Raw genomic sequence first — 9375 nt, 5'->3', positions numbered from 1 at the left:
CATCGGGTTCCACACCACGTTCCTGGTCCAGCACTGGCTGGGCAACGAGGGCATGCCCCGCCGCTACGCCGACTACCTGCCCACGGACGGGTTCACCACGCTGAACACGATCTCCACCATCGGGTCCTTCATCCTCGGGGCCTCCACCATCCCGTTCCTGTACAACGTGGTGAAGTCCTGGAAGTACGGGCAGCTCGCCCTGCGCGATGACCCCTGGGGCCACGGCAACTCCCTGGAGTGGGCCACCTCGTCCCCCCCGCCGCGGCACAACTTCATCGAGATCCCCCGCATCCGCTCCGAACGCCCCGCCTTCGAGCTGCACTACCCCCACCTGCGTGACCGCCTCGAAGCCGAAGCCCACGCCGGCAAGAAGCACGGCCCCTACGCCAGCGAGGCCCTCGACGGCACCGGCCAGCGCGCCGGGGCCAACGACCCGGATCCCTTCTGACCGCAGGGGCATGAGGCCCCCCTGCGGCCGGGTAGGCACCAGCTCCACGCCCGCCCGACCGCAGGAGACCCCGCATGCCACGAACCGTCGTCGTCACCGGAGCCAGCGGGGGCATCGGCCGGGCCACCGCGGTCGAGTTCGCCCGCCGCGGTGACCGGGTCGCCCTCCTCGCCCGCGGCGAGGTCGGCCTGGCCGCCGCGGCCGACGAGGTCCGGGCGGCCGGGGGCACCGCGCTGGTCGTCCCGGTCGACGTCGCCGACGCCGACGCGGTCGAGGCCGCGGCGACCCGGGTCGAGGCCGAGCTGGGCGAGATCGACATCTGGGTCAACGTCGCCTTCACCGCCGCGTTCGCCCCGTTCCACGAGCTGACCCCGGCCGAGTACGCCCGGGTCACGCAGGTCAGCTACCTGGGCTTCGTGCACGGCACCATGGCTGCGCTGAGGCGCATGCGCCCCCGCGACCGCGGCGTCATCGTGCAGACCGGGTCGGCGCTGGGCCGTCGCGGCATCCCGCTGCAGAGCGCCTACTGCGGCGCCAAGCACGCGGTGAAGGGGTTCACCGAGTCGGTGCTCACCGAGCTCAAGGCCGAGGGCAGCGACGTGCACATCACCCGGGTCGACCTCCCCGGGGTGAACACGCCGCAGTTCAGCTGGGTGCTGAACAAGATGCCCAAGCGCCCGCAGCCGGTCGCCCCGATCTACGCCCCCGAGCTGATGGGCAGGGCGATGGTGCACGCCGCCGAGCACCCGCGCCGGCGGGCCTGGTGGATCGGCAGCCCGACGGTCTACACCGTGCTGGGCGCCGAGGTGTGGCCGCAGTTCATGGACTGGTACCTGTCCCGCACGGGTGTCGACGGCCAGCTCACCGAGGTCGACGCCTCGGCCGACGACCCGGTGAACCTCTACGAGCCGGCCGACGGTGCGGGTGGTCGGGACTTCGGTGCCGAGGGCCGGTTCTCCGACCAGCAGTGGACCTGGGACGCCCAGATCTGGGCCAGCCGGTACCACGGCACGGTGGCCGCGGTCGCCGGCGCCGGGCTGCTGGCGGGGGCCACCGCGCTGCTCCGCCGCCGCTCCTGAACCGTGGTCTGATGGGGCTCCCGGGCACCGCGGCCCGGGGCGACCCCGGAGGCACCCCATGACCCACCGCCTGCTCGTCACCTACGGCCAGCCCACCGACCCGGCCGCCTTCGACGCGCACTACCGCGACGTGCACACCGGCCTGGCGCAGGCCATCCCCGGGCTGGTCCGGTTCTCCACCGGGCACGCCGAGACCATGGACGGGTCGCCGTGCCCGGCCTACCTGGTCGCCGAGCTGGACTTCGAGTCCGCCGAGGCGATGGGTTCCGGCATGTCCTCGGAGGCCGGCCGGGCCGCGGGCGCCGACGTCGCCACCTTCGCCTCGGGCGGCGCGACGATGGTGCACTTCGACGTGCAGGACGCCACCCCCTGATCCTGCGAGTCCGGCAGGAACCGGAACCGGCGCGCACACTCGGCTGACCCCGAGGAGCACCCATGAGCGACACCCGCAGCGAGCTCGGCGACGGGGACGCACCCGTCGAGGACCAGGTCGGCGACGCCTTCGACCTGATCGTCAGCGAGGGTGCCCAGCGGCTGCACCGCAGCTGGCGGGAGGTGCTGACCACCGGCCTGGCCGGCGGTCTCGAGGTCGGCACCGGCGTGCTGGCCTACCTGGCGGTGCTCGCCGAGACCGGCAGCCACCTGCTGGCCGGGCTGGCCTTCAGCATCGGCTTCATCGCCCTCCTGCTGGCCCGCAGCGAGCTGTTCACCGAGGGCTTCCTGGTGCCGGTCACCGCCGTTGTCGCCAAGCGGGCGAGCCCGGTCCAGCTCGTGAAGTTCTGGGCCGGGACGTTCGCCGCCAACCTCGTGGGCGGCTGGCTCATCATGTGGCTGGTGGTGCGCGCCTTCCCCGACCTGCGGGCGACCGCGGTCGAGGCGGGGACGCACTTCGTGACCGCCCCGCTGGACCTGCAGTCGGTCTGCCTGGGTGTGCTCGCCGGTGCCGCGCTCACCCTGATGACCCGCATGCAGCACGGCACGGAGTCCGACGGCGCCAAGATCGTCGCCGCCGTGGCCGGGGCGTTCCTGCTCGCCGGGCTGCAGCTGTTCCACTCGGTGCTGGACTCGCTGCTGGTGTTCGCGGCCCTGCACTCCGGAGCGCCGTTCGGGTACGGCGCCTGGCTGGCCTGGCTCTGGTACACCGTGCTGGCCAACATGGCCGGCGGTCTGCTGGTGGTCACCCTGCTGCGCCTGGTCCGCAGCAAGGACCTGCTGGCCGCCGAGCGCGGTGAGGTCGAGGCCGGGCGATGACGTGCACCCCGGGCGGGATCATCGGCCGGTGACCGAGCCGCTCCACCTGCCCAGCGCCGGACCCGGACCCATCCCGGCCGACGTGGCGGTGGCCGCCGTCCGCGGGTACCAGCACGGCCGGCGACCGCTGTGGTTCCGCCCGCCCGGGACCCGCACCGGCCGGTGGGTCGACGTCCCCGCCTTCGGCTGGGCCCGGTCCGACGAGCTGCCGACCGGCACCGACGACGACGACCTGCTGGCCGCCGAGGGGCTGCACGGCCGGCTGGACCCAGCCGGCCACGCCGCCGTCGCCGACGCGCTCGCCCGGCTCCGGCCGACGGTGGACGCCGCGGTCGACCGGGCCGCGGGCCGGCCGTTCGGGCACCTGCCCGACGACGAGCTGTCCGTGCTCGGCGAACCCGGCACGGTCGGTGCCGCGTTGCGGGAGGTCCAGCGCGAACCGCTCTACCCGTACGTCAGCGCGGCCCTGCACCACCGGCACCCGGAGCTCGTCCCGCACGTGGACCGGGTGACCCGGCTGCAGCTGCTGCCCCACCTCGAGGAGGGCGACAGCGACCTGCACGCCGTCGTGCACCGCGAGCTGCGCGCCAACGCGGCCGCCTTCGCCGCGCTGTCCGCGACGACCGGGGCGACCCCGCTGCGGCTGCACGACGTCCTGGTCTGGCTGTCGGGCTCGCTGCGGCTGACCCACGCGGTTGCCCTCGGCCGCTGAGGGGCACAGTGGCGCCATGCCCTTGATCACCACGCAGTTCGACGCCACCAGCACCGCGCTCGACGTCGTCGCCGGCCACGACCTCACCGGGAAGCGGGCCGTCGTCACCGGCGGTGGCTCCGGCATCGGGGTCGAGACCGTGCGCGCCCTGGCGTCGGCCGGCGCCGAGGTGACCATCGCCGTCCGCGACCCCGCGCAGGGGGCGGCGGCCGCCCAGGACGTCGTCGGCAGCACCGGCAACACCACGCTGCGGGTCGCCCGGCTGGACCTGCTCGACCTGGACTCCGTCGCGGCCTTCGTCGCCGACTGGGACGGCCCGCTGGACCTGCTGGTCAACAACGCCGGCGTCATGGCCCTGCCGACCCTCACCCTGACCGACCGCGGCTGGGAGACCCAGTTCGCCACCAACCACCTCGGGCACTTCGCGCTGACCACCGGGCTGCACGGCGCCCTGGCCGCGGCGACCGACGGCGCGCGCATCGTGTCGGTCTCCTCCACCGGCCACCTGCGCTCCCCCGTCGTCTTCGACGACATCCACTTCGCCGACCGCGAGTACGACCCGTGGTCGGCGTACGGCCAGTCGAAGACGGCCAACGTGCTGCTCGCCGTCGAGGCCACCCGGCGCTGGGCCGACGACGGCATCGTGGCCAACGCGCTGATGCCCGGCGGGATCATGACCAACCTGCAGCGGCACGTGTCCCAGGACGTCATCGACGGGTGGGAGAAGGCGCAGCGCGAGGGCACGGTCACCTTCAAGGACACCCAGCAGGGCGCGGCCACCACCCTGGTCGCCGCGGTCGCCCCGGAGTTCGCCACCGGCGGGCACTACCTGGAGGACTGCGCCGAGGCCCGCACCGTGGGCGACGACGAGCAGACCCGCGACGGCGTCCGCGCCTGGGCTCTGGACCCGGGCAACGCGCAGCGGCTGTGGGAGGTCAGCGAGGAGCACCTCGCCCAGCGGCCCGACGCCGACTGAGCGAGGCTGGTGACCGTGAGCAACGACAAGGGCTACGTGGAGCCCGGCAAGTCCTTCGAACGCGACTCGAACTACATCGAGGACCGGATCCTCGCCGACGGCTCGCAGGGCTGGCCGGTCGAGGCCGACCGGTACCGGCTCGTGGTGGCCCGGGCCTGCCCGTGGGCGAACCGGGCCACGATCGTGCGCCGGCTGCTGGGCCTGGAGTCAGCGTTCTCGATGGGCATCACCGGCCCGACCCACGACGAGCGGAGCTGGACCTTCGACCTGGACCCCGGCGGCCGCGACCCGGTGCTGGGCTACGAGCGGCTGCAGGAGGCGTTCTTCGCCCGCGACCCCGAGTACCCGCGGGGCATCACGGTGCCGGCGATGGTCGACCTGCCGACCAAGGCCGTCGTCACCAACGACTTCGCCCAGATGACGCTGGACTTCTCCACCGAGTGGACGGCGTTCCACCGCGACGGTGCACCCGACCTCTACCCGGAGGCGCTGCGCGACGAGATGGACGACGTGATGAAGCGCGTCTACACCGAGATCAACAACGGGGTCTACCGCTGCGGCTTCGCCGGCGACCAGGAGTCCTACGCCAGCGCCTACGACCGGCTGTTCACCGCACTGGACTGGGTCGGCGAACGGCTGGGGACCCGCCGCTACCTGATGGGCGACACGATCACCGAGGCCGACGTCCGGCTGTTCACCACCCTGGCGCGGTTCGACGCGGTCTACCACGGCCACTTCAAGTGCAACCGGCAGAAGCTGACCGAGATGCCGGTGCTGTGGGCCTACGCCCGCGACCTGTTCCAGACCCCCGGGTTCGGCGACACCACCGACTTCCCGCAGATCAAGCGGCACTACTACATCGTGCACAAGGACATCAACCCGACGCAGGTCGTGCCCGTGGGCCCGGACACCTCGGGCTGGCTCACCCCGCACCACCGCGAGGAGCTCGGCGGCTCGCCCTTCGGCGACGGCACCCCGCCCGGCCCGGTGGCCGCCGGCGAGGAGGTCCCGGCGTCCGAGGGCGCCGGCGGCGCCACCTCGTACTGATCGTGCGTACCTCCCGGCTGGTCGCCCCGGTCGCCGTCCTCGCGCTGGCCGGCTGCACCTCCTTCACCGAGGACGCCGCCGCCCCGTCGTCGACCGGGTCCGGTCCCACCACCGCCGCCACGAGCACCACCGGTGGCGCCTCCGCCGAGGACCTGGCGGTGGTGGACGAGGTGGACCTGGCCACCTCGGCCGGGCAGGTGACCGCTGCCCGGGTGGTGGCGGACGCCGACGGGTACGCGGTCCTGCTCATCGGCTCCCCGTCGTCGACCGTGACCACCCCCACCTCGGTGACCGGGCTGACCGGTGGGGTGCCCACCGACGTCGCGCTGGTCGACGGCGAGCCGCTGGCGGTCGTGCTCAGCGCGGACCCCGTCTCGACCGACCCGGTGCTCGGCCTGGTGCCGGTCGCCGGGACCACCGCCGGTCCGCTCGCGCTCGATCCGCAGCAGAGCGCCCCGCGCGGGCTCGCGGTCCTCGCCGCGGCGGGTGCCGACGTCGTGCACCTGCTCGCCGAGGACCCCGACGACGCGGCGGCCCGGGTGCTCTCGGTCGACCCGGCCAGCGGCGAGGTGCAGGCCGCGGCCGATGTCGACCCGGGGGCGGACGACGTGACCTCGCTGGACCTGGTCGGTCTGGTGGTCACCGCCGACGGCGACCTAGTGGCCGGGCTCGACCTGCTGACGTCGGACGGGCGCACGTCGGGGCGGCTGGTGACGCTGGACGACCAGCTCGAGCCGACGGCCGACCCGACCGAGGTCGAGGGTCGGCTGCTGGGGCTCACCACCGACGACGCCGGTGCGGTGCAGCCGCTGGTGGCCGACCCGGACGGCGGAGTCCGGCTGGGCGACCAGCCGGTGGGCGGCGACGAGCTGGGCACCCGGGTCGCCGGGGTCGCGGCGGCGGACGGCACGGTCGTGACCGCGTTCCTGGACCAGGACTCCCCCACCGTGACGGTCACCGGCGACGACGACCCCCGCACCGTGGCGCTGTGCGACGGGGAGGGCGACGCGCTCTCCGTCGCCTCGGCCGGGGACGGGACGTTCCTGGTGGCCGGCACCTGCGACGGCGAGGCCCGGCTCTGGACCCTGGGCTGAGCCCGGGGTCCCCGGGCCCGGGGTCGTGACCGACCGGTCAGTCGCCCCCGCCGCCCCCGCCGTCGGACCCCCCGCTCGACCCGCCGTCCGACCCGCTCCACCCCCCGCCGTCGGAGTGCCCGTGCCCGTGGTGCGCGGTACCGGTGTCGGCCCCGCCGTCCCCGCCCCAGCGGCGGTCGTCGGTGACCGGGGTGCCCGCGGCGTAGCCGTAGGACGGTGTGCTGTCGCCGTAGTAGAAGCCGCTGTCGGCTCGGCGCTCCGGGCGGCGCCGGGGAGCGCCCCGCCGGGGGGAGGCGCGGAACAGCAGCACCGCGCACAGCAGCGACACCAGGGTCACGAAGGTCGCGAACCCGCCGGCCCCGCCGTCCCCGTCGACGAACAGCGCGATCGCCGCGGCCGCGAAGACCGCCGCGGCCAGGGACAGCAGGACACCGAGGGTCACGGCGAGGGCGCGCACGGCGGCCACTGTGCCGGGTCCGGCTCAGTCGAGCAACGGAGCCAGCGCGCCTGCGCAGTCCCGGGCGGCGTCCAGGTACTCCGTGGGCACCACGCCCCGGGCCGAGCTGACCGCGACCGCGGCGACCAGCAGACCCGACGCCCCGCGCACGGGCACGGCCAGGCAGCCGACGCCCTCGTGCAGCTGCCCCACCTGGCCGGCCCAGCCGACCGCCCGGACCCGTGCCAGGCAGGCGTCGACCTCGGCGGCCCGGGTCGGGGTGGCGGGGGTCAGCGCGGGCAGCCGGTCCGGGTGGTGGACGACGGCCCGCCAGTCGTCGGCCTCGGCGAGCACCAGGTGGCCGAGCGCCGAGGCGTGCAGGTGGCCCTCGACCAGCGCGGTCGACGCCAGCGGGAGGTCGGGGTCGACGTCGGCGCAGCGCAGGGAGGCGCCCACCACCAGCACCAGGTGCACCCCGGCCCGGACCCGGCCGCGCAGCTCGCCCAGCACCTGCCGGGCCGCGGTGGGCACCCGGGCCGGGGTGAACCCACCCGCGAGCCCGGCGACCTTGGCGCCGAGGGCGAACCCGTGCAGGTCGGGCAGCCGGACCAGGTACTCCTCCCCCACCAGCAGGTTCAGCAGCCGGTAGGTGGTGGCCGGCGGCAGGCCGAGCGCCTCGGCGACCTCCTTGGCGTTCACCCCGGCTCCGGCCCGCGCGACCTCCTCGAGGACGGCCAGCGCCGACCGCACGGCCTGGGGCTGCCGGCCGGTGACCCCGCGGTCGACACCGCTCACCGCCGCACGCCCTGGCCGGGCAGCAGGTCGCCGGCGGTCGCCTGGTCGTACACCCCGACGCGGGCCAGCGTCGCCGGGGCGCGGCGGCGGAGGACCAGCCACAGCACCGGTCCGGGCAGCCAGGCCAGCGCGAACACCACGACCACCGCACCGCTGCCCGACCACGAGGTCCCGGCCAGGGCGACCACCAGCACGGCCGCCGACAGCGTCGCCGCGGCGGCACCGCCGACCAGCGCCGGCCGGGTCAGCTCCCCGATCCGGCGCAGGAACAGCGGCATCGCCGCGGCGGCCAGGGCGTAGGCCAGGACGTAGCCCAGCGCCGAGAAGGTCAGCGACGCCGTCAGCACCTCGCGGACCCGCACCCCCGCGGCCAGCGCCACGGCCGGGACGGCGACGACCACCGGCAGCACGACGGCCAGCGCCACCGCCGGCGTGGCGAAGCGCCGGTGGGTACGGCCCAGCGGAGCGGGCAGCACGCCCTCGCGGGACATCGAGAACAGCACCCGGGCCAGGGCGTTCACCGACCCGGTGACGCAGGCGAAGAACGACGCGGCGATCCCGGCGTCCAGCAGGCGGGACAACGCCCCGAGGCCCTCGGCGTCGGCCAGCCGGGCGACCGGGACGTCGCTGGTCAGGATCTCCACCGGAGCCGCGCGCAGCAGCACCACCTGGGCGAACCCGGCCACGACGAACAGCACCCCCGCGGCCACCGGCGTCCAGAGGACGGCCCGCGGGACGGCGACCAGCGGGCGGCGGGCCTCGACCCCCAGCGTCGCGGCGCTCTCGAACCCCATGAACGCCGCCACGGCCAGCACGACCCCGGTCGCCACACCCCCCGGGGTCACCGGCCCGTCCACCACCACCGCGCCGGTGCCGGTGCCGCCGTCGTGCGCGAGCAGCAGCACCACCAGGACGGCGACCACCACCGCGACCGAGGCCACCTCGAGCGTCAGGGCCACCCGGGCCGACAGCTGGATGCCCCGCACGGTGGTCAGGGCAGCCAGCGCCCCCACCGCCACGGCGAGCAGCCCGAGCCCCCAGCCGGCGGCGTCCAGCCGCAGGAACGAGGCGAGGTAGGCCACCGCACCGACCAGCGCCGACACCGCGATGCCCGCGTAGCCCACCACCAGCGCCCACCCGGCCAGCAGCGCACCGCCGGGGCCCAGGCCCTTCGCGGTGTAGCTGTAGACCCCGCCGACGGCGGCCATGCGGCGGGCGAAGTGGGTCAGGCACCAGCCGACCAGCACCACCAGCGCGGTGCCCGCCACCAGCACGGGCAGCGTCGCCGCCCCGGACCGGGCCATGACGATCGAGGGCACGACCACCACGGCCGCCGACGGCGCCAGCGCGCTCACCGACTGGGCCAGCACCTCGACCATGCTCAACCCGCGGCGGCGCAGGCCGGCGACCGGCGACCGGGTCGGCAGCTCGTGGATCGTCACGGTCCTCCTGCTCCGGGGTGGCGCGCGGGTGGTCGGGGAGCGTAGCCAGCACCGGCCCGCGGTGGGTGTCGGGCAGCGTGCCCCCGAATGAGAAT

The 9375-nt window shown here is 75.2% G+C and carries 10 protein-coding genes and 1 pseudogene; 8 read left to right on the top strand and 3 right to left on the bottom strand.

Annotated features, from left to right (window positions below):
* The 8 genes and pseudogenes from BLS67_RS19470 to BLS67_RS19435 all read left to right on the top strand — a co-directional run.
* Window positions 1–448: pseudogene (locus BLS67_RS19470) on the top strand (cytochrome ubiquinol oxidase subunit I); the annotation flags it as partial.
* A gap of 74 nt (window positions 449–522) precedes the next feature.
* The gene (locus BLS67_RS19465; protein ID WP_091248562.1) at window positions 523–1527 is read left to right on the top strand and encodes an SDR family oxidoreductase; all 1005 of its coding nucleotides are present in this window, start codon (window positions 523–525) and stop codon (window positions 1525–1527) included.
* A 58-nt stretch (window positions 1528–1585) separates the two neighbouring features.
* Window positions 1586–1900 carry an EthD family reductase gene (locus BLS67_RS19460; RefSeq protein ID WP_091248558.1) on the top strand — a complete coding sequence of 105 codons (315 nt, stop codon included), beginning with the start codon at window positions 1586–1588 and terminating at the stop codon, window positions 1898–1900.
* A 62-nt stretch (window positions 1901–1962) separates the two neighbouring features.
* Window positions 1963–2778, top strand: coding sequence for a formate/nitrite transporter family protein (locus tag BLS67_RS19455; protein ID WP_091248555.1), 816 nt, complete (start codon window positions 1963–1965; stop codon window positions 2776–2778).
* 28 nt (window positions 2779–2806) lie between these two features.
* Window positions 2807–3490 carry a DUF6308 family protein gene (locus BLS67_RS19450; protein WP_091248552.1) on the top strand — a complete coding sequence of 228 codons (684 nt, stop codon included), beginning with the start codon at window positions 2807–2809 and terminating at the stop codon, window positions 3488–3490.
* 16 nt (window positions 3491–3506) lie between these two features.
* On the top strand, window positions 3507–4466 hold the full coding sequence (locus BLS67_RS19445; protein WP_091248550.1) for an SDR family NAD(P)-dependent oxidoreductase: 960 nt from the start codon (window positions 3507–3509) through the stop codon (window positions 4464–4466).
* Between the two features lie 15 nt (window positions 4467–4481).
* Window positions 4482–5513, top strand: coding sequence for a glutathione S-transferase family protein (locus BLS67_RS19440; RefSeq protein WP_091248547.1), 1032 nt, complete (start codon window positions 4482–4484; stop codon window positions 5511–5513).
* Between the two features lie 2 nt (window positions 5514–5515).
* Complete coding sequence (locus tag BLS67_RS19435; protein WP_091248544.1) at window positions 5516–6607, top strand: hypothetical protein; 1092 nt, start codon at window positions 5516–5518, stop codon at window positions 6605–6607.
* 37 nt (window positions 6608–6644) lie between these two features.
* On the opposite strand, the gene BLS67_RS19430 is transcribed toward BLS67_RS19435, so the two are convergent.
* The 3 genes from BLS67_RS19430 to BLS67_RS19420 are packed head-to-tail and all read right to left on the bottom strand — an operon-like array spanning window position 6645 to window position 9280.
* Complete coding sequence (locus BLS67_RS19430) at window positions 6645–7064, bottom strand: hypothetical protein (RefSeq protein WP_131801794.1); 420 nt, start codon at window positions 7062–7064, stop codon at window positions 6645–6647.
* 24 nt (window positions 7065–7088) lie between these two features.
* Window positions 7089–7838 (bottom strand): IclR family transcriptional regulator, encoded by a 750-nt coding sequence (locus BLS67_RS19425; RefSeq protein ID WP_091248537.1) that lies wholly within the window; start codon window positions 7836–7838, stop codon window positions 7089–7091.
* Window positions 7835–9280 carry an APC family permease gene (locus BLS67_RS19420; RefSeq protein ID WP_165617668.1) on the bottom strand — a complete coding sequence of 482 codons (1446 nt, stop codon included), beginning with the start codon at window positions 9278–9280 and terminating at the stop codon, window positions 7835–7837. Before BLS67_RS19420 ends, BLS67_RS19425 begins: the two co-directional genes overlap by 4 nt.
* Window positions 9281–9375 lie beyond the last annotated feature (95 nt).

This window comes from Klenkia soli (assembly GCF_900103975.1).
Classification (GTDB): domain Bacteria; phylum Actinomycetota; class Actinomycetes; order Mycobacteriales; family Geodermatophilaceae; genus Klenkia; species Klenkia soli.
Note: the sequence above shows the minus strand (reverse complement) of the source record. Positions and strands in the feature narration are given on the sequence as shown.